This is a genomic window from Vibrio sp. D431a (assembly GCF_030248655.1).
Taxonomy (GTDB): domain Bacteria; phylum Pseudomonadota; class Gammaproteobacteria; order Enterobacterales; family Vibrionaceae; genus Vibrio; species Vibrio alginolyticus.
In genome coordinates this window covers 1-24,095 of the sequence record NZ_JAHGAP010000022.1, presented here as the reverse complement: position 1 = coordinate 24,095, position 24,095 = coordinate 1, and the positions used below count along the sequence as shown (strand labels likewise).

The 24,095-nt window shown below is 40.8% G+C and carries 33 protein-coding genes; 2 read left to right on the top strand and 31 right to left on the bottom strand.

The features are described 5' to 3' along the window. Positions 1–41: 41 nt before the first annotated feature. The 27 genes from KJB35_RS18340 to KJB35_RS18210 form a co-directional block, all read right to left on the bottom strand. Entirely contained in the window at positions 42–467 is a 426-nt protein-coding gene (locus KJB35_RS18340) for a hypothetical protein (RefSeq protein ID WP_285469558.1), read from the bottom strand. A gap of 2 nt (positions 468–469) precedes the next feature. Next, entirely contained in the window at positions 470–721 is a 252-nt protein-coding gene (locus KJB35_RS18335; RefSeq protein ID WP_285469557.1) for a hypothetical protein, read from the bottom strand. Between the two features lie 54 nt (positions 722–775). Next, positions 776–1,051: a hypothetical protein gene (locus KJB35_RS18330; protein ID WP_285469556.1), complete on the bottom strand. Its 276-nt coding sequence runs from the start codon at positions 1,049–1,051 to the stop codon at positions 776–778. A 99-nt stretch (positions 1,052–1,150) separates the two neighbouring features. Next, entirely contained in the window at positions 1,151–1,351 is a 201-nt protein-coding gene (locus KJB35_RS18325; protein ID WP_285469555.1) for a hypothetical protein, read from the bottom strand. Positions 1,352–1,413: 62 nt separating this feature from the next. Continuing rightward, entirely contained in the window at positions 1,414–1,992 is a 579-nt protein-coding gene (locus tag KJB35_RS18320; RefSeq protein ID WP_285469553.1) for a hypothetical protein, read from the bottom strand. 142 nt (positions 1,993–2,134) lie between these two features. Further along, positions 2,135–2,611 (bottom strand): hypothetical protein, encoded by a 477-nt coding sequence (locus KJB35_RS18315; protein WP_285469552.1) that lies wholly within the window; start codon positions 2,609–2,611, stop codon positions 2,135–2,137. 147 nt (positions 2,612–2,758) lie between these two features. Beyond that, positions 2,759–3,118, bottom strand: coding sequence for a hypothetical protein (locus KJB35_RS18310; protein WP_285469551.1), 360 nt, complete (start codon positions 3,116–3,118; stop codon positions 2,759–2,761). 74 nt (positions 3,119–3,192) lie between these two features. Then, on the bottom strand, positions 3,193–3,723 hold the full coding sequence (locus tag KJB35_RS18305) for a hypothetical protein (RefSeq protein WP_285469550.1): 531 nt from the start codon (positions 3,721–3,723) through the stop codon (positions 3,193–3,195). 92 nt (positions 3,724–3,815) lie between these two features. Beyond that, positions 3,816–4,154, bottom strand: a complete 339-nt coding sequence (locus tag KJB35_RS18300) for a hypothetical protein (RefSeq protein ID WP_285469549.1) — start codon at positions 4,152–4,154, stop codon at positions 3,816–3,818. Positions 4,155–4,389: 235 nt separating this feature from the next. Next, entirely contained in the window at positions 4,390–4,956 is a 567-nt protein-coding gene (locus tag KJB35_RS18295) for a hypothetical protein (RefSeq protein ID WP_285469548.1), read from the bottom strand. 185 nt (positions 4,957–5,141) lie between these two features. Then, positions 5,142–5,570, bottom strand: coding sequence for a hypothetical protein (locus KJB35_RS18290; protein ID WP_285469547.1), 429 nt, complete (start codon positions 5,568–5,570; stop codon positions 5,142–5,144). A 46-nt stretch (positions 5,571–5,616) separates the two neighbouring features. Further along, positions 5,617–6,282 carry a hypothetical protein gene (locus tag KJB35_RS18285; protein ID WP_285469546.1) on the bottom strand — a complete coding sequence of 222 codons (666 nt, stop codon included), beginning with the start codon at positions 6,280–6,282 and terminating at the stop codon, positions 5,617–5,619. 508 nt (positions 6,283–6,790) lie between these two features. Then, complete coding sequence (locus tag KJB35_RS18280; RefSeq protein WP_285469545.1) at positions 6,791–7,078, bottom strand: hypothetical protein; 288 nt, start codon at positions 7,076–7,078, stop codon at positions 6,791–6,793. 127 nt (positions 7,079–7,205) lie between these two features. After that, positions 7,206–7,403: a hypothetical protein gene (locus tag KJB35_RS18275; protein ID WP_285469544.1), complete on the bottom strand. Its 198-nt coding sequence runs from the start codon at positions 7,401–7,403 to the stop codon at positions 7,206–7,208. A gap of 147 nt (positions 7,404–7,550) precedes the next feature. Continuing rightward, positions 7,551–7,976, bottom strand: coding sequence for a hypothetical protein (locus tag KJB35_RS18270; protein ID WP_285469543.1), 426 nt, complete (start codon positions 7,974–7,976; stop codon positions 7,551–7,553). Between the two features lie 117 nt (positions 7,977–8,093). Continuing rightward, a complete protein-coding gene (locus tag KJB35_RS18265) occupies positions 8,094–8,414 on the bottom strand; it encodes a hypothetical protein (protein ID WP_285469542.1) in 321 nt (106 codons plus the stop codon). A gap of 36 nt (positions 8,415–8,450) precedes the next feature. Then, positions 8,451–8,840 carry a hypothetical protein gene (locus KJB35_RS18260; RefSeq protein ID WP_285469541.1) on the bottom strand — a complete coding sequence of 130 codons (390 nt, stop codon included), beginning with the start codon at positions 8,838–8,840 and terminating at the stop codon, positions 8,451–8,453. Between the two features lie 166 nt (positions 8,841–9,006). Then, positions 9,007–9,528 (bottom strand): hypothetical protein, encoded by a 522-nt coding sequence (locus KJB35_RS18255; protein ID WP_285469540.1) that lies wholly within the window; start codon positions 9,526–9,528, stop codon positions 9,007–9,009. Between the two features lie 224 nt (positions 9,529–9,752). After that, on the bottom strand, positions 9,753–11,234 hold the full coding sequence (locus KJB35_RS18250; protein WP_285469539.1) for a hypothetical protein: 1,482 nt from the start codon (positions 11,232–11,234) through the stop codon (positions 9,753–9,755). 191 nt (positions 11,235–11,425) lie between these two features. Continuing rightward, complete coding sequence (locus KJB35_RS18245) at positions 11,426–11,770, bottom strand: hypothetical protein (RefSeq protein WP_285469538.1); 345 nt, start codon at positions 11,768–11,770, stop codon at positions 11,426–11,428. Between the two features lie 215 nt (positions 11,771–11,985). Further along, positions 11,986–12,291 carry a hypothetical protein gene (locus tag KJB35_RS18240; protein WP_285469537.1) on the bottom strand — a complete coding sequence of 102 codons (306 nt, stop codon included), beginning with the start codon at positions 12,289–12,291 and terminating at the stop codon, positions 11,986–11,988. Between the two features lie 92 nt (positions 12,292–12,383). Beyond that, the gene (locus KJB35_RS18235) at positions 12,384–12,917 is read right to left on the bottom strand and encodes a hypothetical protein (protein ID WP_285469536.1); all 534 of its coding nucleotides are present in this window, start codon (positions 12,915–12,917) and stop codon (positions 12,384–12,386) included. A 108-nt stretch (positions 12,918–13,025) separates the two neighbouring features. Then, positions 13,026–13,370 (bottom strand): hypothetical protein, encoded by a 345-nt coding sequence (locus KJB35_RS18230; RefSeq protein ID WP_285469535.1) that lies wholly within the window; start codon positions 13,368–13,370, stop codon positions 13,026–13,028. Between the two features lie 766 nt (positions 13,371–14,136). Continuing rightward, complete coding sequence (locus KJB35_RS18225; protein WP_285469534.1) at positions 14,137–15,378, bottom strand: hypothetical protein; 1,242 nt, start codon at positions 15,376–15,378, stop codon at positions 14,137–14,139. 137 nt (positions 15,379–15,515) lie between these two features. Further along, a complete protein-coding gene (locus KJB35_RS18220; RefSeq protein WP_285469533.1) occupies positions 15,516–17,327 on the bottom strand; it encodes a hypothetical protein in 1,812 nt (603 codons plus the stop codon). Between the two features lie 108 nt (positions 17,328–17,435). Beyond that, entirely contained in the window at positions 17,436–18,002 is a 567-nt protein-coding gene (locus tag KJB35_RS18215) for a hypothetical protein (RefSeq protein WP_285469532.1), read from the bottom strand. Between the two features lie 99 nt (positions 18,003–18,101). Beyond that, entirely contained in the window at positions 18,102–18,455 is a 354-nt protein-coding gene (locus KJB35_RS18210; protein WP_285469531.1) for a hypothetical protein, read from the bottom strand. A gap of 184 nt (positions 18,456–18,639) precedes the next feature. Between KJB35_RS18210 and KJB35_RS18205 the strand changes: the two genes are divergently transcribed. Then, entirely contained in the window at positions 18,640–20,343 is a 1,704-nt protein-coding gene (locus KJB35_RS18205; RefSeq protein WP_285469530.1) for a hypothetical protein, read from the top strand. Positions 20,344–20,351: 8 nt separating this feature from the next. After that, the gene (locus KJB35_RS18200) at positions 20,352–20,582 is read left to right on the top strand and encodes a hypothetical protein (RefSeq protein ID WP_285469529.1); all 231 of its coding nucleotides are present in this window, start codon (positions 20,352–20,354) and stop codon (positions 20,580–20,582) included. Positions 20,583–20,630: 48 nt separating this feature from the next. Here KJB35_RS18200 and KJB35_RS18195 read toward each other — a convergent pair whose 3' ends face one another. From KJB35_RS18195 to KJB35_RS18180, 4 genes are all read right to left on the bottom strand, one after another. Further along, positions 20,631–21,110, bottom strand: a complete 480-nt coding sequence (locus KJB35_RS18195) for a hypothetical protein (protein WP_285469528.1) — start codon at positions 21,108–21,110, stop codon at positions 20,631–20,633. A 65-nt stretch (positions 21,111–21,175) separates the two neighbouring features. Continuing rightward, positions 21,176–22,264, bottom strand: coding sequence for a hypothetical protein (locus KJB35_RS18190; protein ID WP_285469527.1), 1,089 nt, complete (start codon positions 22,262–22,264; stop codon positions 21,176–21,178). Positions 22,265–22,698: 434 nt separating this feature from the next. After that, entirely contained in the window at positions 22,699–23,010 is a 312-nt protein-coding gene (locus tag KJB35_RS18185; protein ID WP_285469526.1) for a hypothetical protein, read from the bottom strand. A gap of 58 nt (positions 23,011–23,068) precedes the next feature. Beyond that, positions 23,069–23,812 carry a hypothetical protein gene (locus KJB35_RS18180; RefSeq protein WP_285469525.1) on the bottom strand — a complete coding sequence of 248 codons (744 nt, stop codon included), beginning with the start codon at positions 23,810–23,812 and terminating at the stop codon, positions 23,069–23,071. Positions 23,813–24,095: the final 283 nt, after the last annotated feature.

The window sequence follows — 24,095 nt, the reverse complement described above, 5'->3', positions numbered from 1 at the left end:
TCTCTTGTTTCGTCACTTCGGGCTAGCTAAAGGTGTATGGGTTATTTAGGGCTGTTCGCTTGGGCGTCACCACGGTGGAACGAGAGAACCTTTTCACCTGTTGCCTCGTTCACTAAGTTTCCCCATAGAGCATTGCGTATGCTCATATCATTAAGGAATTTATCCTTAAAAGTCTGAGTGTTATTTGCTCCGGAATTAGGGTAGTTGATTTGGAAACTGTTTCTGCCGTCATTATAAATGGCAGTGTAGTTCGAAGGCGTCTTAGTTGATTGGTTGACCTCTGGACTGATTGACGAAATGAGCTTTCCGGTAGCCCAGTCGTACAATCGAGCCCATAAAACGCCGCGCTTTAGCATTTCATCTTGGAAGTCGGAGTTAACTTCTTTTGGCGTCCCGATGTAGTTACTTTGGAAGTTATAACTTCCATCACGAAATAGGGCGGAAGCGCGTACTGCTGCGAATTTCATTTTTACCTCTTAATTCCGAATGAATCCATGGCACTTAACATATCGAATCCATTAAGGGAACACGACGCTGCTTGTTCGACAGTGTCGTAAATCTCTAGTTCACCACTGCCTGCCATGCGCAGCACCTGATAAACCTTTTTAGACGCCTTGTCATATATACAACCAAAACTACCTGCATTCCTAATGGCTGCTTGCAGTGTGCGATGTTTCTTTAATGAGTCGGGGCGATTAAACCGACAGCTCCAATACTGCATACATTCCTCACAAGAGCTGATGAATCAATCATCCACCAGCTCTATTAACATTGATCAGTTCTTGTTTTGGTAAAGTAAGTCAATAACCATATTTGTTAACTTGTCACACTCACCATTTTCGTTGGTTAGTACCTTTTGGGTGTACTGAATGCTCCACTCCAAATAGTTTACTAGAGCAGCATGGCACAACTCAGGTGTCAGTTCATGACCTTCAGCAACCGCAACGTTAACTCGCTCAATCGTGCCGTTAGTGATGTTTTGGATGGTAAAGACATCTAAGTCTTTGAATTCAGCAGGTAGGCATTCAAGTAATTTTGTACAATCAATCATATTTTCTTCTTAACCTGTGTTAATGCAGGGAGAACCACCTCCCTAACTATGATGTACATAATACCACAACTACTTGGCATTGCAACACCAATAGCTGTGTCATCCGTTCTTTTTCGCCTTTCTTAAATTGCTGACAGTAGGCTCAAATTCCACTTCGAATTCATAATCGGTTTTGCAAGTAGGGCATCGCCATTGGAATGTTTCTGATTCATCACCATTAAAGCAGTCTGCCTCATCAGGAGAACCTTCACACTCTGGGTTTTCACAATACATGAAAAGGTCTACTTCTATTTCTGCCATTCTAAGTCTCACTTATCATCAAAGACAAAGCACACTATATAAGTGTGCTTCTGTTGTTTGTTTTATTGAATGATTTCAATGTAGTCGATAGGGATTAGGTTTGTCTCGCCTTTATCATTTTTGGCTTTGTAATAACCTAAAGAGAAGCCATTAAACGAAGCAATTTTCCCTTCGTATGTTTTGCCTTCGGTGAAGCCTACTACACTCCCAGTAACCTTAAATTCTTTTTTTAGAACAATATCAGCGGCATGTGTCTTAACAAGCTCAATCACATTGTCCATGCTACTTAGGGCTCTTTTTGTTGTTTGATTCGTAGAGCAGTAAGTTTCAAGTTGCACAACAAAGTGTTTTGGTACATCACGGATATCTGGTACATAGTGACGACCAACATAAGTAAGATTAAGATTTAAGTTCAACTCGTTGTTCTGTAACTGGATGCTCACAGAATTACCAAAACCATTGCCTTGTTCGATAATCGTTTCTTTGCAGCGACTTAAGAATTGGATCACTTCGTAATCTGCTTTAAAGTTCATTCGATTTAACAAAATAAACAGAAGTTGAAGTTGTTCGAATTCAGAAGAGCTTGCATTAGGATCTTGTGGGTCGATTGAGATTGGAGTACTTAGTGTAAAGTTATGCATAACCTGATTTCCTATTGAATAATGTGAGAACCACTCACTGGGATTGGCGTTATAATACCACAACTACTTGGCATTGCAACAACAATAATTGTTTTTTTACAATAAAAAACCCATCAAAATGATGGGTTTAATAAAATCTAGTTTATGATAAGTTTTCGATATATGGTTTAGCGTGATGGAGAAGAGCCTCGTCCATTGTAATCAACTCCAAGGACTCAAAGTCGCGTTTCGCCTTCTCAATAAACTCATCTGCATCAGAGCCATCCAAGTAAATGCTGGACTCATCATCTTCACTGTTGCTGATCACTACAGTGCTCATTGAGTTGTTGGCAACAACCGTGTAGCCGCTATCAATACAATACTGAGCATCTTGGTTGACGATTTCAACATGGAAGGCGTTTGAAGCGCGAACAGATAACTCTAGATCGCCCGTCAGGTATCCTTTAACACCTTTGGTTCCTTTCCATTCAGCGCCAGTTTTTGTGCTCTCACCAGAGTAAATATTGATAATATCTCCAGCCTTTACGCTCTCAGGAACCTTTACACGTTTGATTGAACCTGCGTCTGTAACATCAAAGTCATACACGCCGTTCTCTGAGCTTACCAAGTGGAATTTCATAATTAATCCTTATTAACCTGTGTTTGAGATTGTCGAGAGACCACCTCTCGGACAACGGCAGTAATAATACCACAATCAGTTGGCATTGCAACATCAATTTCAATAAATACTCTAAACGATTTGGGCAACTTTCGCTGCCCGAATCCTTTACACCCACTGGATGACAGCTCCTTTGCGTCCAATCATTCTTAAACGCTTGCCATCAAGATAGTTCCAGAAGGCATTTGTATGGCTATCACATCGCTGCCATTTGGCTTTTTGGTAACACTTCCAGCCAAATTTCAGCTCATCCCAATTCAATAACGGCGCAAAGTTGTTGTAATAATCAAAAAACCATCTTACCAATTCTTCGTTGTCGCTATTCAGGGGATGGCACTTAACTTTGATAAAAAACCTATTGCCCAGCGTCATTTTATGGACAGAACCAACCTCACCAAATACTTCAAGCACTAAGGTTTGTCCACAAGCCGTATAAGATGTGTAACTTTCAGATGGTGTATTATTCATGATTCACTCCTGCGTTAATTATTTTTTGCGCCTTACGTTAGTGTGAATAACTATCTGATTGTTACGTCTCGCCATTAAGACTTCTTGACTAACTCAATGGAGTGACAACCAGTGATGACGTCTAGATTCGTAACGTAGTCAAAGATGACCTTTTGTACATTAAGTGGCTCTTCAAATGAAAACTCAAGGATTTCGTATTTCATGTTATCGTTACACTCTTTAGCCGAAGTTTTGAATTCAAGAAGTTGTTCTTTAATATAATCAAACCCAGCATCAGACATCAGCTTCTCAAGCTCCTGCATGTTAACTGCCTTGATGGCGTTATCAGCAACAAACCCGATTACGTTAGCGTACAAGAATAACTCTGCATCTTCTTTTGTTTGGCGATGTTGGGTGCGTTCCAATACTTTTGAGCCTTCTAGGCAGTATGATTCAGTAATACTCCAAACCTCAATTGGCTCGCCTCCATCAAGACCGAAAAGAATGATGTCCATAGCGTTGTCGATCTCTTTCTTGGACAAGTCATTTTTTGCAATCGCTTTGAATGCAAAAGCAACTCGGGATTCGAATGCGCTCTTCGGGACACTCAGATTAACCTTCGGCATAGCTGTTCCTTAATAAGTAGAAATTTTAGCTTAGATCGTAACTCATCTTGCTAACCACTCGCCACAAGGTGACAAGTGGTGCAAAATTTAGCTTAAAAATCGTAAACCCATTCACCTGAATCAATCAGATCTAGCGCATCACGAAGTTCCTTAAATGAAACCTCTGCATCTAATCCGCGCTTGATTCTGCATTCACAGTTACTAATTGCAGCTTCGCGTTGGAATTTAAATGGGCACGACACTTGACCAACAGTTACTTCAAAACGAGTGCAGTCATCGTCAGTCATGCAGAAAATACGCTTCTTGCCATCTTCTGTTTCAATTGAATCAACAAAAACCAAGCCATGTTCAGCTGAAACAGCTTCATCACCACGGCACAGGTTGTCAAAAAATTCTTGTGCTTTTTCTTTTGAAGTTACTGAGTTGCTCATAATCTAATACCTTTAACCTATGTTGTGGGCTACCAGCCCAATTAAGTCGTTGAGAGAACCACCTCCCTGACCACGAGAGATATAATACCACAGCTAGTTGGCATTGCAACACCAATATACAAAAATATTCAAAAAAAAGACCAACATTGTTGATCTTTTATTGTTCCGGTCGAGAGTAATATTTGATGGTAATCATCAAGGCAGCAATCGCCACCTTGAGTTGATTCATGAAACGTTAAATGAAAGGGATGGCTCCGTTAAATGCATAACCTAGATTCAGGTAACGTTTGTCTTCAGAGATGCTACGAGCTGCGTTACGGAAGCTAGACAGGAAGCATTGTGTCAATGTAGGGTGTTGTTGTCGCATCGCAAGAAACAAAGCTTTAGCGGCTATATCTGCCGTATCTTCGTTTCGGAAGTGTTCTGTTACGGTCTGCAAGTGGGTGATGATATGTTCCGCTTGCCCAAGCTGTGCTTTCCCGTATTTTGTCGTCAGCGGGATTAGTGGCACCACTTCTCCTAGAGCATCTTGATCTAAGTCTGTTTGGCTAACAGCCTTTAGCATTTCAAGACCCGCCTGCATTCGCAAGTCGACATTGTAGTTTGACTCAACATACAGTGCAGCTGCGCTCTTAAATAGAGAATCAAAACCCTCAGTCTGCTTCATAGCAGTAGCTAGTAGATTTGAAAGTACTACGTCATTAAGTCCACCAGCGGCGTTGATTGCCTTAGTGGCTGTTTCGTTAATCTCTTTCTCAAGTTTGCGCATTTTGATGTGAGACATGATTTGAGTCTTATCCATTGTACCTTACCTGATATAACCAAAGTCGGGGAGACCACCTCCCTGACTACGAGGCATATAATACCACACGCACTTGGCATTGCAACACCAAATGAGTGATTTTTTATTGTTTTAGTCTTAACGCCGAGTCCCTAATTTCGCTAATCTAATGAATCTTAGTCTAACGATCGTTAGGTTAACTCATGTTAGTGAAAAAGGTTGATGTAGTGATTCATTTCGAAGATCTGTGGCGTCTCAAACTGTTTGTGTTCAGCATAGGAGATGATAGCATCCAGAAGCATCTCGTTTACATCTGTGTAATGCATTTTCCCTTTGCAGGTAAACACATCAGGCTCACGATTATCACCATATTTTACTGTAGCGGTTGGTACACCATCATCATCTGAAGCAATATCTATTTGGTATGCTAGTGCATACATTAGAAGAATGTCAGATCGCTTGTGAAGGTTAAATGGACGATAACCTACTTTGTCACCAAATTTAGTTCTTACGCTATCTTCGCAAAAGTTATCTGTGTTGCCTAGAGCTTTGGTTTTATCATCCAAGATAGGCTTGTGTGGCAATCGCAATGCCTTAACAAATCGTAGATTCTTTTTATAGATTTCAGATCTCATTGTTGTTCCTTAAAGGCTATTTACTGAGTAAACCTTGAGACTGGTTTTAATCAATGTAAGACTCTGTCTCACTAATCTCTGTCACGATCATTCCAGAAGACGTAACGGCTATCTGGTAAGTGATACTTTCAAGGGTGTCTAGGTTACTGATACTGACTGTTATCTGTTGGGCACAATCGTAAATCGCTTGCTTAAGGAAACTTTGAAAGGCAACAGCACTGTTTACCTCAAGCTCTGGCTGCTTAAGCTTCGGTAATCCTTTGTTGTATACGACGTAATATAAGTCATAAGTTATGGCGCTATCGTCCAGTTCATCTCCTAAACAAGATTGACAAAGGAGTTGAGCCAGCTCGTTCATAGACTTAAAACTATCTACTTTGTAAAATCTAGTTTCTGATTGCTCAGGCTTGTGCTGAAACTTGTCATTTAGTTTCTGGTGAGTTTTGTAAGCAGGGGATGACTGAATCTTGCTTGGATTGGCAATTTTCCATAGTGAGAGATTAATCATCTTATCTGTTGAAAGCACCTTTGATACTAAGTCATTGGCTGCGTCCAAACCGTAAGCCGATTGTTCAGTGAAGATTGTACTATGCATATAGAATTGACCTTCAACAGTTTCAGCAATTACTGAGTATTTAGTGTGTAAGTCAATTTCTGCGAGAGTGCCACTCTGAGGAATAACGAAAGCATCTTTTACGTGTGCATAGTTCATATCAAAATCCTTAACCTGTAACAGAAGAAATAGGGAGACCGCGCCCTCTGATTGTTAGCTATAATACCACAACAAGTTGGCATTGCAACAGCAATATCACTATGCAGCACAAAGTTGTTTTCGTATTAACCTAACTCTAGGTGATTTCGATAAAGGTAGTTCTGGAAGTTGGTATAAGACAGCGTCACCTCTTGGCAGCAAGCTAGAGTGGTTTGAAGTGTTATTGGCTAACTCCACTGCGATCTCTTTGCTAAGGTCGTCTATTAGGCGGTTAAACTCATCAAAGCCCATTGGTTTTCCTAGATCAGGATATATACCATCTAACTGGAGTTCTAACATATTGAACAAAGTGTATAACTACAAGCCAGTAGCTATAGTACCACATTCAAGTTATCAATCAATTGAGATTAGGGATGGTACGATCACTTAGAGCTAAAAATGTGATGCTGGTGGATGTTGAATACTTAACGACCAAACAAGCCATTATACTAAGCTTGGTCTGTTCGTTTTATTGCGACATTTCGCAGTAAGGGTAGCTAGCTTTAACCCAATTGGAATCAAGCCTGTTCCAACACTTTAGGGAGATCCCCTCAACAGAGTCTAGTACTCGATTAGCAAAGTTAACAGCACTGCTTAGTGCATTGTTACTTACGCAGCCTTTGTAACCATAGAATCGACCATCTTTCCCCTCTACGACGACCATAGAGTGTCCCGTTGTGGACTTTGCAGGTTCTAAGCCGTCAGTAGGCATAAGGAAAACGTCTTTTACTGAAATTTTTTCATCCCGATTAAGCATTTAACTAAACTCCATCCAGATAGGGGGGGTGAGAACTCGATAACTTAAGGCTATAGTGCCACAAGACTAACAAAAAACAACCAAGCAATCGTCAGGTATGTCCTTGAAACGCTGTTTAAACTCCATATCACTTACTAGACGCACCCATCTCGATTCTAACCTCAGCACACCAACCAATAAGGACACTTGATAGCTCTGAACCTTTCTTTACGGCTTCCATTTGGTTATCATCTTCAAGCTCGTTAAATGCATCAAGAAATTGCACTTTATTGAACTCTGTTGGTTTGTTTGCAAATCGTTTTGCCAATCTAATCAAGTTATTCATAATCCAAGCTCATTTTTTGGGTTGATTTGATCTATCGCCGAACGTTTGAGAATAATCTGGTCTTAATTTAAACCATCAACGGGTATTTCTCGGATAAACAAAATTTACCTAAGAAATACACGCTACATATTTTCCGACTGGAATCGCTTATTGGATGTAAAAGCTACACTGGATTCTATGGATGCCATCAACGCCATCAAGCGAAGTTTCAATCTCAAAGAAGTATGCGAAGCGATCGACGTTGTTTACAGTGATTGCTTTCTGCTTGCCTAGGAATTCAAAGTGTTTGAATGAGTCTACGTTGAAATAGACAGTTTGAGAGGCTTTGATAAAAAAAGCGTTACCCGACTTTAGACCTGCCTCTACAGTACGTTGCTTGACGATCTTAATTGATTCAATTTCAGGTGCGCTCAATCGGTTCATTGCAATCGCACTAGGGAAGTAGCCAGCTTTAAGCGAGCAATTTTTTAGCACCTTACCATCTTTATAAAAACAGATCTCTTTAACATCTACACCATCAAAGATATACGGATTGTAGTAATCAGAGCGAACGCTTAGGCAGTTAGTTTTCATGTTTGTTCCTTAACCTGTGTGTGTGATGGGTTACCAACCCGAATTGTTCAAGAAGGATATCTTCCTGACCACGAGAAGTATAATACCACAACCACTTGGTATTGCAACACCAAGCGATCATTTTATTGTGATTTTTGGAATAGTTTTTGTGCAATCAATAGTGAAGAACTCAGATCTAATAAATCCGTTATTAACGCTATTAAGTGCTACTAGGTTGAATGTTGTAATGAAAAACAATTGTGTGCGCCACATGAAACGTTCTTGAATTTCTTTGCCGATGATAACCGCTTCGGGATGTGCTTTTTGTGCTTTGAAGTTTGCACGGAGCAGGGATACTGATATAACAACTAGACGAAAAAGATGTAGCAGCGAGAGTGCCACAACAAATCCAACCATAACAGAGCTGATGCTTTTGCCTGTGAAATTAAGGAACTCCATTAAACCTCCAGATGAGGCGACACAAGGTCGCCAATGTTAAGTGACAGGCTGCACGTTTAGGCTAAACTGCATACCACTATCACCAGCAAAGATAACTTCAATACTAAATGGGATGATGAAAATTTCGGGATCTCCACAAAAGGCTGAAACTTCGCATTTACGTGATAACAGATCTTTTAGACTAATCTCGAAGTTAAACCTCTCCATATGTTGTTTGTTCTTAACTTCTTGCACTGGTAAAAACTTGGAAACAACTATGTTTTCTTGAACACCATGAATTCTTGGGTTTTCTGTGTCCAGTATGAAGTTTCGCCCACTTGGGTGTTTTATCGATACACGACCTAACTCAAACTTACCACTCTCAAGAGGAGAGGGGTATAGAGCTAACAAGTGGCTTATATTCTTGTCTTGTATAGCTTTGGGCATTAAATTTCTTTATTCCTAACATGTGATTGCTGACAAAAACCATTCATTGCCAACACGTCTATATTACCACAACCACTTGGCATTGCAACACAAACCACCTAGAACAAACCATTTAATGAAGATGAAAAAGGATGAGTGTCGAGCTCATCCTTCAGTGATTTTTTGGTTAGAAATATGAAACAGCTGCTTTTAATAAATCTTCAAGTTCGCTTGGTGTGTATAGCTTAAATCGTTTCATTTCCGTTTTCTCAGCATGAGTCTCAAATGTAACGGCATCGACTTTTGCTGCTTCTAAGATTTTGGCGTACTGTCCAGTAACGCTATATACAGCAGGAGATTCAAGTTTCTCGACTTTACGCCACAAACTCTTAGCTGCTTTTGTGAAGTTTTCTGCCTCACTGATAGAAGGTTCAGTGCTATTCATTCGGTATTGAAGCGAATGCTCGAATGCTTTCAAGCCTTGTTCCGACACTTCAGTCGTACTAGAGGTTGAGCGGATCATGATATTGGTTAAACCCTGTTGAATTGGTTTTAAGTCAAAAGATGTTAGGAAAGACGGCGTTTCATTAAACTCTTTATTCTCAATGTAACTAAAGTGAATGCCGATTCGAGCCAAGGAGTTTGAAAAACGAGTTGATGGTTTTTCAAAGAAGATACGAGCGATAAGTAGTTGTTTTTTCTTAGCCATGATAATGCACCTAAACCTGTTAATTTGTTGAGCTGAACTCAAAATTCCAGAGAGAACCACCTCTCTGACCACGAGAGATATATTACCACAACCACTTGGCATTGCAACACCAAATTGAAATTAATTTGCGTACCGTGTAGCAGGCTTGTACGAGAAAAAATATCGAACAAATAAAATATAAAAAAGGCTCCACGAAGGAGCCTTATACTTAGTTGGTCATTAGGTTATAGATTGCGAAGTGCATAAGCCTTCAGGTTGTGGTACTTAGACTCAATCTGCGCTGTAAAAGAGGGGTTAAACATCTTTAATACAGACTCGACATTAAGCAAGCTGTCACCTGAGTTCACAAAGTATGTTGATGCTACGGTTTTCTCTTCTTTATTGCGAAGGCTAACTTCGCCGATCACCTTACCAGAACTCACGCTCATAACTAGGTACATGTTTTCCGGTTTAACACCATCTTCGATATTGAATTGACCTTCGTCATCCATATCAAGAATTACAGCTTTCTCCATAGTTGCTTTGTTCAGTGCCTCGAACACCTTGTAAGCGTTTTCTGGGGTGAAAGTTGTAGCTTCTGGCATTTTCTTAATACCTAGCTGCTCTGCGTAAGCATCAAGTACAGTGCGCTGTGTCGGAATGTAGCGACCTTTACGTGGTTCGACTAATTTGCCGTTTTGGCTGTATGAGCCTTTAGATTTAGAGCGTAATGAACGCTTTGCATCGTACAGCTCTTTGTTTAGTTGTCGCTCGGTGCCAAAGCGGTTATCGGCTAATAGAACCTGCTTGTCGTGGGCGTTATCAGCATCACGTAGAGATTTTTTAAGCGTTGAGATTGCCGTCGCTAGTGGTTTGCCGTCCTCGTAGAACTGAGCTGCCATTTTTTTGTATTGAGCTGACTGTTCTTTTGACATTTCATCAAGGTAGTCAGAATCAATGCCTAGATTCTCTTCGTGCACAAAGTAGTTAAAGCAAACACTTGCGTTTGAGTTCCAAACACCATCACACTCAGCTTTAGTGTCAGAGTAGTTGTTGTAGATGTTGTATACGTCGAAAGAGATTTCCGAGGTAGGGATCAAAATTGAATTATCAACAACCCACTTAGCTGCTTGTTCGTCGTGCTTTGTTTCAAGCTTTTTAAGTTCATCTTTCTTTGCGTTAAGCTCTTTTGAGACCTTGTTTAACGCCGCTTGGCTTTCGCTTAAAAATGCCACACGCTGATCAATCTTGGCTTGAACTTTATCAAGCTCGACAAAGTATTCTGGGTGGATTGTGCGGAAGGCTTTGTCTAGGCTGCCAGTGTACATTCCATTGTAGTACTCAAACATTTTCGGTAGTACTTCTTCAGCCTTAGTTAGATCAGACTCGTACTTTTCCTTTAGGTCAGCTGGGACAGGTAGAGTGTTAAGAGCCTCTCGGATCTCTTTGATTTCTGTTTTTGCTAGTTCAAAATCTTCAGCGTTCTTTGCGCCATAGATTAGGTAAGAGCTTGCGCCAAGATGCTTGAAGTGTTCGGCTGTTTCATTGTCAAACAGCGTTCCTTTTGTGTCATTAACATAGAAAAGTTGAGACTCTTCGTAGTTGATATCTTCGCCGCCGTAATTGTGGTTTTCACCGAACCCTGCATTTGTTTGGTCGCCACAACCAACAAGAGTAAGAGCTGCTGGAAGTGCAAGAATTGGTAACATCAGTCGTTTTTTTAACATCTATAAATACCTAGCTTTAGGTTGAGGTTGAACATATTGTATCGGTCAACGCCTTAAGATTTGTGAGACAAATAAGTGCCATTGATCGATTTTTTTGTGTTTATTAATCATGTAGTTATTCGGTTGCAAGCCGCCTCCGTAACCACGAGAGGCATACTACCACATGCATTTGGCATTGCAACACCTAATGGTTATTTATCTAAACTTTTTTCAATGCGCGTAACCTTGGTGATCATTTCAACAAGAATTACCGTTAACTCAATGAGAATTGAGAACGCTGACCATAGTTTGAGTGATTTCAAAGATTCCCAAAAAGTGAATCTTTGTAAATCAGGAGAGAAAGCTCCATGGATAGCTTTCATCGTGCCTACTGGGTTGATTGGGGTGGCTTTAATGGCTGCAATATATACCGCAATCGCTGAAGTAAAAATCACGATCGTGCGTAATTTTAATTTCGTGGTGTCAAAGAGTACAGAGCAAAGGCTGACCATAATGATAAAGCTGAACATTGCCGACGTAATGACAACGATGCCCACGAAGCATCCTAGGAATGGAACCGTTAGTATTGCAAACAAAACTTGAAGGTGAACGCTTACTTGCGAAGGCGCTGATAGCCTGAATGCCTCTTTAAAAACAATCGTGCAAACAAACATTAAGCAGCATGTGGCAAACAAGTTTGTGCTAACAAAAAACATGAGGATCGCAAGCAGATAAGCGCCTGCGACCGAATAATAAAAGCCTTTTATTGGATTCATTTTGTGAAGTAGACAACGCAATTTGCATTCAAAGAGCTTGAAGGGTAAAGGTGCGATACCTCAAGGTGAGAGGTTTTTTCTTCAATTAATGACTTCAATTTATCCGAGTAAATCACGTCCTCAATCACGACAAGGTCGGATACCTTCAAAGGGCGTAGGCGAATGTGACGATTACCAACGGAACTTGGTTGTGAATCATCAATATAAGCTTCCATTCCTTCGGTTTTGACTAATTGTGAGACGATTTGGCAGAATTCATTAACTACAGCTAGTTGAGATTCGTTTAGGGGTTTTGTTGGCATCTCGTAGAGTCCTTTGGTTTGATTTAAACGAGAGCTATAATACCACATCAACTTGGCATTGCAATACCAAGCTGATGTGTTGGGGGTGTTTTTTAGAAGAAAATACCTGCTTTTACCGAAAAACTGTTGAGCGGCTCAACTTCATCCGGCGTTGCTGCAAACATGTATCCAGCAGTGATGTTGATATATTTTAGTGGACGTACCATCAAGCCGACTTCACCAACAAAGTATGAGTGCGAGCCTGAAGCTCTTGTCCCTTCTGTTGAGGTGCGACCAAATCCCGCTTCTGCATATGGGAATAGGTATTTATTGACTCGGTAGTTTGTGCCGCCTTTGAATATCATCACATTTTCGACGTAAGAATTACCGCCATGCGCCCATTTTTCAACGTACGAAGCGCCTACAGAGCTGATTTGATACCCAAATTTGCCGAAGTTGTTTACTCCACCAGCTGATGAAGATAAGGACTTGTCTAGATCACCAGCGTCCCCGCCTAATTGCGTGCCGAGCACAAGGAAGCTACTCGGTTCTAGTGTGTTTTCTATCTTCTCTTCTGTTGTGTTTGCGAACGCGCTGCTTGCTGTTACAGTTAATGCCAGTACTGATAAAGGTAGTAGTTTTTTCATTTTTGAAAATTATTTTGCTCATAAGGTAAGAGTTTCTGATCTAAATTGAAAGAGCAAAAAACGAAGTGATGAAAAATAGCGCCTCACAAGGAGACGCCATTGAGTTTTTTATTCGTTATGGTCATTCATTCGATTAGTTTCCACGTAGGAATCGATGACTTCTAAAAGCATATCGCAATAAATACCATTAGCTTCATGTTTAACCTTGCCGCGCACACTTAGAAAAGCGATGTCGTATGTATCAGAACCATTGAAAGTAATTCGAACACGTCCTCTGTGGTAGTGACCTTGGACTTTAAAGGTAATACCGCCGTAGTGTTTATTCTCTTCATGAGGGTAGGCACAAAAATCATGTGCTCCCCAACACATGATTAGCTGAGTGCCAGAGACACCTTTTTCATCCTTGCTATTCTTGATTTGGGATAGAATTGTTTTTGCAATTTCAATAGACATTTATTTCACCTTAACCTGTTGTGGTGGCTTCTTAGCCAGATAAATCAAAGAGAACCACCTCCCTGACCACGAGAGATATAATACCACAACGGGTTGGTATTGCAACAACAAGTTTTTGCATTTATAACGCTTAAATGTGGTTTATTTCTTCCGCCAAGACTTGTTGAGTGAATTGAAGCACCAAGCGTTTAGAGGTTTTGTTTCAGGGATGAAACTATTGACTACCATTATGTGGCTTGAATTTTTCAACAAGTTTGACGCGTTTTTGTGTTGGTGCGGCGAACAGTAAACGAGGTCGCCAGACTCGAATTCTAGTCCCTCAAATTCACCTGATTCACTCATTTTTAAGACAAAGGTCGTGAATGGGTTCATCTCAAGTCCGAGCTCAATGAAAGTCTCTCGTGAGAGCCATAATTCATTCGGGCAGATATGAGATTTTCCTTTAAAACCTTCTGATTGTTTAATGGCTTTGCTGACCATGGCATAAGCCTCAGTTTGCGTTATGTCTCGCGTAGAGCAAGGTGAAAAAGCATCGCAATGTACATAAGAGCGTCCTGATTCGCTATTCACACAAAAAACTGCGGAATAGTTGAACTTTATCTCTCCTTTGGTCGAGCAAAGATTCTGGATGATGGCTAGTTGTTGTACGTTCTCGATCGGCGCATTGAGCATTTCAGAGATAAATCTGGTAGCAACGTTTAAAATTGGCAAGACACAATCCCTAATATTGAAGCTAGAGCCAGCCAAGCTGGCTCTAGAGTATTGATTATTTGACGGCAATTAAGTCTGACATATCGTGTAGAACTCGAACGTGCAGTCGTTGGATGTTGTAGCCACCAGCTAAAATACCGCGCCATTCAAACACTCTGTATTGTCCGTTCTTGTTAAATAGTTTCCAAGAACCTTCTAGGGTGTCAATTCCTGTAGTTAAGCTGATGCATTCAGCTGATTCCACTTCTACATCGCGAACCCATTTCAACGTGTTCATCTCAATTTTAAGGAGCTCCATTTTAAACTCTTCTTCCATTGCGCGAATAATAGCACTCTCGCCATTGCGAATTAGAATCAGGATTCCTGCGTTGAAAGTTCTCGCGTAGACCTCATCAAGCTCTTTTCGCTCAGCTCGCATGTCTCGACTTAACACGTTGTTGTATTTTTCTCTTAAAGCATTCAATTTGTTATTGTATTGCTCAGAAAGCTCCGTGAGTTTCTTGATTCGTTCGTTCTTTCGAGTTTCAAGTGCTTCCTTTGAAGAATCTAGGATAGTTTGGATAACCTTTTTGGATGGTGCAGGTAATTTTTTCCATGCCGCGACTCGTTCTTCTTCTTCACGCTCCGCCTTAGATTTGCGAGCAATAACATCAAGAGCTTTTGTTTCTAAGGCTTTAGCGATAAGTTCATCGTATTGTGCAGCCAGATCTGTCGCTTTATCAATTGCATCTAGGGCTAATTGGTCTTTCTTCTTTTCAGCCTTCTTTCTTGAGGCAGCGAGTTTCTTTTTGATGCCTTCAAATTGGTGCACATAAATACTGTAAGGTAGTTTGTCGTATAGTTCAGTTAAAACAGTTGAGCTGCTCTCACTTCTTGCTGAATCAACGATAAGCCTTAAAGACTTCGTAAGATTTGTATTGTCTAGCAGCCTATTCGTCGAATCAATGATGTTTTTTTGTGCCGACTTGGTTTTAAAAGAGCCTTCCTCAAGCGCTTCATCAATCATGCTAATGAGCTTGTCTTGTCTCTCTTTTCGCTTAAGAAGGATATCTTCCACCAGTTGGATAGATTCTTCTGCAAAGCTTTCTGAGGTGAAGTGTTTTGAGAGGTTGAGTTCTGTATTCTCTAGTGCGTTTTGAGCCGTTTCTTGGATTTGTGTTTCCAGTTCCGGAGTAAGATCGGTGCTTAGTCCTAAAAGTAGTTTGATACGGAATGAAAGTACAGTGACCTTTGAATCTAGAAGGACTTTGATCTCTGTGTAACTGTAGCAATCTGTAGCTCGAAGAGAGAGTTCCATTGTTCTAACCTTAACCTGAGTTCATCCAGAAAGACCACCTCTCTGGTACGTTAAGTATATTAACACAAACACTTGGCATTGCAACACCAATCTTATTTATTTCAAAAAAAAGGACGGCATTTGTGCCATCCTTCTGATTACAATCCAAGCTCTTTTCCGCCAGCGTTTGATAACGGGATAACCAAAATACAGTCGATAAAGAAAGGGTTTCTTATATAGTCTTCGACATCTCGGTTGGTAGGGTAGTCGCTAAGACTTACGATGCTATTAGCGTTAAACGACTGGTTCTCAAACTTAGGTTTGTATTTAGTTGCTGTTAGCAATTTAGCTATATTAGGCAACTTCAAACCACTTTCTTCAGGTAGAGCTTCTACAAGAGCCGATAGCGCCCTATGATCATTTAATGATACGCCGATGAATTGCGTTGCTTTTCTGCCATTGATTGCGCATCTCTCCGACTTTAAAGCCGCACCAGATTGTTTATTTAGGCTTGTTCCATTAACAGTCAGAAGAGGTGTTTTTTTGGTATCTCTCCAACTTCCATAATTAACAACGCTTGATTTTGATGCACTCTCTATCAGGTTATTAATACCCAAGCCTGTGTAGTGAAACAGGAGCGCGGACTGTTTGTACAGCTGTTGCTTCAGTCCACGATGTAGCTTCTGAGAGGCTTCGTTCTTTATGATAGGGGACAGAGCAGAAACTACATCACTCGGGGTTAGCGTGTTAAGCACTAATTCGAGTTCGTCCCCAATACCTTCCCAAGTGCTGTACACATGTTTTAGGCACAGCTCGGCAACTACCGCTTTATTAAAGCGTGCGACTTTTAACTGACTCTCTCGTATATTTTCCTCGGAGTCCATGATGCTAGGATCAAGTGCTAGTAGTGAATGGTGATGTCCATGTTTGTAACTATCATAGTTGGTGATTTCCATGACACTTATGTCTCTTGGGTTACCGTTTGATCCTTCTTTAATTGCGTAGGTGACGGATTTACCATCTTCACTATTTTTCTTTCGCAAGTTCAGTACTTGCTCTAGGTTGTTCTGATCGATGTGGTTATCCAACCATGCATACTTAGGGTTTGAGTTCGAGTAAAGTACATCGTTAGTCTTAATGGGATTCAGTGTCGCAAGAGTGGTTTTTAAGACGCTAGGGAGTTGTTTTTTATTTTGACACCCAAATGCAACTTTCTTACTGTCTTTTCCGCCAGTCAAATAGTTTGTTTGGTTGATTAGGGCAGCCATCATAACTGCATTAAGGTCAGTTGCGACTAAAGGGCGCGAATCACATTCTTTGACGTTAAATGACGCAAGATATTTAATCTTGCGACATTCACAGCGTGAAAGGTTGATGGCAAAGATCTTAGAACCATTATTTACTAGAACGCAGGCATCATAATTGTTTGTACGGGTGGAAATGTTGTTCACTTTTTTTACGTATGCAAAAACCAACAATGCTTGGTGCCCCGCTAAGAATGATGACGCCTCATAGAAGTCGTCAAACTTACGGACTTCGCCGTGTACGGGGATGTTCTTGGCGGTGATTCCATTGTTAACCTCGCAAAGCTCTATAAGTTCTGCCTCCACAAGCCCTTGTGCTGTTTCTGTGTATATTTCAGCAATGTTATGTGGAGGTTCAACTTCAATATTTAGAGCGCGGCAAGCATCAGCGATCTTTTGTGAGAGGTTGCTTTCAAACTCTGTAAACTCTTCATCAAAGTATGCATCAATGCTACCTGATTCATGCTCAACAAAAAGTCTGGCTAGACTCTTGTCTTCCAAAATGTCGCTGATTAACACTTCCTCATTCTTGATAAAATTCAGAATATCCTTGAGGCAAAGTTTTTCAAATTCAGCTTTATCATTAAGCTCTATTGCATCGTGCTTCGGGTAGTATTTTGGATTATCCGAAAGCGACTTTAGAGCACTCATGATCACTTCTTTCATCTTGATCTCTTGTTGCTAGTCGTTAATTTGTAAGTTGATACAAAGAGGCAAGACGATGCCTCTCAATAGTAATAATGCCACACACATCTGACATTGCAATTCCAAGTATCAGAAGTTGATATATGCTTGAGTGAAAATTACAGGCTTTTTAAACTCCAATTCTCCACTTTCAACAACTACGTGTGGGAATACGATTGTTGAAATCCCCAAGCTTTTATACGAGAAAGTAATCTCCGGTGCCACGAATGGTACGATGGTTCTCTTTGTGTCCATGTAGTGATGGGCAACCGTTTCTATGTAAGAGCGATCTTGGAGCCCAATAATCCCACCGAAGCCAACAGATAAGTCTTTAAATGGTTCTGCATAAAAGCCATAGCTCGCCCCAAGAGTGAAAGCTGGCTTATCAAAAGAGTCTTTCATATACATCATGCCAACGCCTTTATAGGTGTTGCTGGTGGCGTTCTTGAGTATGTATTCTACGCCAATTCCATTGTGGGATTCGTTGTATTGAATTTTGCGCTTTGTAACGTCTGGGAGTTCATGAAGGTGTTTAGACCAACCACCAAATTTAACTCGTATTTCTGGGGTCGGTTCCGGCAGGCTTTTTGTTGCGGCGAATATTGCATTGGGAGCTAGCAGCAGTGCTAGAGCAAGTGTCTTTGAGCGTATGTTCATCTAATTTTTATTGGATGATAGAACGCCTCTTAGAATGCTTCAAAGTTAATATTTTCGATAAAGTTTAAGCGCACCGTAGCGATGCGCTTAGCGGCGAGATTAACGTGCGTATGTTAGAGACTCAGTTAACAAACAAACATCACTGTGATTATTTAGTACGAACACTCGCTTTAATGATGTGTGAATGTGCTCAATTGTTGAATAAATAGACTCTGACAAACCTTCTTGTAGTTTAGGGACATTGAGTCCGAATAGGCAAATAAGAGTCTTTAGGGCATCAATTCCGGAATTAGCAATTAGTCCCTTAAGCGCATTTCCGTTTATAGAGAAACCTTCGCCGTTCTTGTTGTTATGCACAATTAGACCGCCTGACCTTGTCTCTTCGATCTCAAGACTGTGATAGAAAGTGTCCACAGAATGTTGAACGTTGCCTAGTTTGTTTGTTGTAGCCATAACATATTTCCTTAACCTATGTTGAATTGAAGGTAACCATCCTTCGACATGTAGCCATAATACCACAATAGCTTGGCATTGCAACACCATTGTTCGCTTTGATGTATTAACAGCGAAAAAGTATCCTTAAAGTAAAATGAGTCGGTTCGCGAAAATAATAGCTAGCGCAGCAATGGTGGCTAGCATGGCTGGTTGCCAGTCTACCCAAATAGAATATGATTCTTTTGAGCAAGAGACCTTTGCTAGTCAAAAGATTGAGAACTATCTGAGTTTTAAGCAAGGTGAGCTTGAGGGTTATCAAAATGTCATATCGGCACCTACAGGGTTAAAAGCAGGTGTCGTATCTGAGGAGTTGATTGACCGACTTGATGACATAATGCACGCCGAAAAACCTACGCTAATTGATTCTCCCTTTGGTTTTAAAGAACGTCAAAAGGTAGCAGTGATTCCTCAGTCAGACGGAGGTGAGAGTTACCATGACATATTGATGAAGACATTGCAGGACTCTTTGCCAGAAGGGCACAAAGTCACTGATTTAGATGCAGGCAATGACCCTATACTCCAAAAAATATCGAAGGTGTCAGACAAACAACTTGATACCGAGCATGGTGCTCATGTTGCAGGTCACGCCCATAGCTTTTCAGTAGAAACTCCTTCAGGAGAGGTGTCAGAAGTGACCATATCTGCCCTCTACCTGCCCAAGGACAGCTACAAGGATATTGATGGTAGATTTCAATCCAAGATCGATGACATGAAAAGCGAAAGACAAGAGGAGTTCGGTTGGAGAATGAATTCTAACTTACGAACTTTGTTGTCAGATGCAGGAGTCGACATAGCTAAGGTTGCACAAGTATCTCAGGCTGACGGTGACAGGATCTACAGGACGGAGGTTTTGCTTCACGAACTTGCTCATACATTCCCTCAAGAAAGTATGCTGAACAAGACAGGTGAGATTGCCGTTAAATCAATCTATGGCGCTACATCAGCAGACAGAGTAGGGGCAACTGAAGTCGACAGCACTCTTTACAAAATGAAATTAGGAGAAGATGTGCCATTGTCTGACAAAATCAAGGCGATCGGTTCAGTGTCTTCTATCGAGACTGGGGCAGAAGTTACATTTGACGAGACTGTTGCAGATAGTTTTGCCTTACTTAGACTTGGTTCATCTTTGTCAGATAACGAGTGGCAGTATTTAAAGGCGACCCAATTAAAGACAAGGGTTTTTGAGTCCGCAGTTGTTCCTATGATTCAAGAGACTGGCAACCAAGTTCCACCTAATCTTGTAGATCATTACACTTTGCCTTTTATAGTTCCGTTGATGAATGCAATAGACAATCAAAGAGATAATCCAGACCCGAGATTTCAGGAGGTCATGCAAAACAGCACTAAATCTGTATTGTTTGTTATGAATGCTGTTGATATGGCTTTTGAGATGCAAGGGGAAACGTTGGCTGATTCTGGTGTTGATGCATCAAAACGCTTCGAAATAATGAAGTCCCTAGGTGATGAGTTTAATGCAATATTAAACACTCCTGACGGTCTAGATTCACTGCTAGATAAGGTTGACAATAGTATCCCTGAGGGGATGACATTTGAGAGCCATATAAAGCCTTCAACTCCAGAAGCTCCGACCGCAGCTCAAATTGAAGCAGGGGACTTGTCATTCGACCAATTAGTTTCTAATGATACTTTAGCTATTGCTGAGCCTGAATCTCTATCTCAACAAATGGGAGCTCAAGAGCTAAACGCGCCAGCTGCCGAAGTTGAGGAAGTGGTTGGTATTCAGGCTGAAAATAATGAACTTTTTGCAAAAACTATTGATTCAAAGGTTGTCGCAAAAGGTTCGCAAGAAAACAAGGTGCAAAACAACAATAAGTTAAAAATATAAGGTGCTCCATGACTAAAGAAAAGAAAATTGCCTTCTCTAAAATGACAATTAAATCAGTCTACGCCACTGGCGAACTTACTGATAGCGAATCTGGCGAACTGTACGAGGTTCTTAAGAGACTTGAGTTCTGCGAGAAGGTCTTGACACAAAAGAACACTGAAAAGGCTGTCAGAGATGATTGTGAGACCATTTTGGATGGTATTTACGAATCATGTGTTGAAATGAACAAGATGCTTTAACAAAAAAGGCGTAGCTAGTTGCTGCGCCTTTTTTAAACCAATTAAGGCTTATGCTTGCGGGAGCTTCTTCTTTACAATTTTTCCATTAAATGTATGAGTGCAACATCCGCAAGAGGGTTTGAAGTTGCCTGCATTTATGGTCGGGTTAACAAACTGCAAAAGTCCATTTTCATCAACAAACAGAAGGCTGAAATAAGTACTTTCGCCAGATCTGAAATAAGGTCGTTCATCGGCGTCTTCTCTCCGAATAGAATTGTCTAATGAGCAAACCATGGAAGCGATCGGCTCTGGGCTGTCAAGACGACTGACTGCCTCACTATACACCGCGTCGAACGGTTCCCCGACTTTCGATAATAAAAACTTGTACAGAGGTGTGTAATCAAGTCCACGGCGCACACCTTTTTTCATTTTTGGTGCGTTTCGTTTTGCTGAGTTTCTCGTGAAACGGTACTCTCCACCAAATTTGTGGTGAACGCCACGCGCTTTTGTATTCACTCTCCGATAGAGAGGCGTCTTTGTTTTCTGCATTGTTTATTCCAATAAAACAGCCACTTAAAGTGCGGTTTTAAGTGGCGCATTATAGGTGTTAGGCTTTACTGATTAATTGAGCTTTTTAGAGCTTGGCTTGCGAACAAATAAACATTGTCAAGAGCTTGCTCTCTACTTAGCACATACCAATTATTCGCCCCAATTGGCATTGTGAAGTTGCCCACGATTGTTTCATTGTGTCCCGAACCGTATACAGTGTCTTCTAAGCCTAAGACGCCTCTGTCGAAGGTGATTTCTTTGGTTACGTCGCGGTTTAGGAGTTCATTGACATTCACATAGCAGGTGAATGCCGGAATACCACCATTACTAGCGTTATTGATTGTAGCCCACACTAATTCAGCTGTTGATACTTTCTTTTTACTTGGGTCGGCTTCAAACTCAAGTTTTTCAATGGATTCGCGTTCACCATCGTAAAGGTCATAGCCTTTGTCTTTGATGTGTTGTTTAAGTTCGCCCGAGCTTACATTCGCCATCATCAATAACTCAAGCACACCTTGGGTCGTGAAACTTCCGTCTGAATCAACCTCTACAAATGAATTTGAAGACGAAGGTTCGCAATTGTCCCAATCTAGAGTGGGTGAGTAGATAAGCTCCATGATGTAGTTGCGACCACCAAACAAATCACTAATAGATGAGTCGTCAGCTTCGTGAACTGCTTTGGTTAACATCTCCAAAAGAGTTTCTTCAAAATCACCTTCTTCTTCAATAACAATTAATCCTTCGTCCGTAAGGCGCTCAATAAAGTCACCATCACCCAATCCGTCGATTTCCTCTCGAACGGAGTTACGGTAAAACTCTTCTTGAGAACAATAGTTAACACTATGTTTTTCAAGGATGCTCGCTACGTATTCACGATTAACTTCAGCAAAAACTGCAATATCATTGTTTTCACGGCAGTGTTGTTCTGCATTTCTTGATGCGAGAATCATTTCGCGCAGGATTTTGTCATTCTTGTAATCAAAGTCCCAACGATGGCAATCAAAAAACTCAGCTGTAGGCAGTTTTTTGTGTTCTTTAAGAGACTCGACAATGTTTTTGGCAACATCATCATTAAGAGTGATAGGGGACTCTAAGGTGAAATCCATACTACCAAAAGTGCTGTATGGAAGACTGAATTGAATTTGACTTGTCATAACTTTTATTGCCTGTGTTAAGCAGTTGAGGCACCACACCTCAACCAATAGCGCTTATTTTACCGGACAATAGAACAAAGTAAAGTGTTTTTAAAAACAATTGAAAACTATGGAACGACCCAAGTAAGATTTCGAGATGAGCATTCTTTTAGAAACAAAGTTTTCATGTCTACTTTTCCACACTCGTTAAACGAATTGTATAAATCAACGCTCAACTGAGTGATTTTGATGTAAGTTCTCCCTCTTACGTATCCATTAATCTCGCCATTGTGAAGTTCAATCATTAATGGATCTCTAAATGGGATTTCAAAACCAATAATACGTGAATCGATATATCCTAACAGAGTATCACCGGAACTTAGCCTCTCATACAACCACTTATAATCTGTAGATGTCCTGTAAGGCGTTCTGTTTTCTTGCATGAAGGCTTCCTGCTACATATAAAGAAACGTAAGCACTAGAGTTGCTGCAACTAACATGATGATATAAGTAATTGGATAACCAACCGTTTTGTTGATTAGGCGATTAATACCAAGAAGGTTTCCAGCTGCCATTTCCAATGCGTTAGGGGGAGTAGCAATATCAACTACTAGCGAGTTGTCAGTGATTTCATACACATTGCCCTGTACATCTTCAAAGGTAACCTCGTTTTTTCCTGCAAAGATGCACTGTGCTTTGACTATTTTGTTGTTAATTTTAATCGCGTACCAATCTTGGTAATTCAAGGTGATGTTTTCATTAATCATCGAATTTTCCTTAATGCTAAAAAGTAAGTCCGCCTTAACGCTCTCAAATCGGGCGAGATTACATGAGATGCGTGACTGGATGGGATATTGAATGAGTTTTACCAAGTTGGCCACACAACGTGCTCAGTGCCGCTGTAGGCTCTCTTTCGTCCAGCTTAGTTCTTTCACCGAATCTTTTGCTAACAGCTACAGGACGGGAGTGGGAGAGCTCCTTGTTGTAATTCTTTGACATGCCTTGGTGCCAAAGCTGAAATTCGCCAGACTCTCTCTGTCGCCAAACGTATTCATTTTCCAAGAAGTCAAAGATTCGGATCGCTAAAGGGTGTTCATAAGCCCTCTCAACGGAGTGGTTGTTTTCTGATACAGACCAATCCACTCTTAACTCGTCATGGCTGAATTTAAGCATCCCCTCTGCCATTTGAATGCAAAAAGACTTGTCTGCTTTCTTAATGTGTTTGTATGAAGCCTTACGGGGTTTATAGATAGAGCCGTTCTTGTCTCTATAGAGCTCATGAAGCAAGAAGGTTAGTTCAGAATAGGACAGAAACATATCCTGAACCTCTTTGAATCCTTTTGCGCGGTACTCTTGTATAAATCCACCCTGATCTACGTCGAAGAGTTTTAGAATGCAATCTTTGGGCGTAGTAACGCCTTTATCTAACGCTTGTTGGTAAATGTGTAATGCTGTTTCGAATTGGAAATCTAAATAGTCGTTACACATTGATCTCGCGATTCGAATGAATTCACCAAATCCGCCTTTCGTAAAGTATATATAACCTTGTTCAGTCTGTGCTGAGGACATAACCTAACCTATTATTTTAAAACCAGATAAGAGAAACCAACTCTATAAATTCGATTATACTTAGATGTATTGCCATTGCAACGCCAAAAGATGTCTTATCGTAACGATAGTGCCACAATTAGGTAAAATGTGAATTGTGAGAAACTTGTAAGATCGCTCGAACATGAAAAAATTTAGGCGTTGAAAGCGACTGGTAGGTACGTGGTTGGTAGCAAGAGCTCATCTATGCTCATACTAAAAAGGCGACTAGAGGTCGCCTTTTTGATGCTGACCGAGTAAAGCA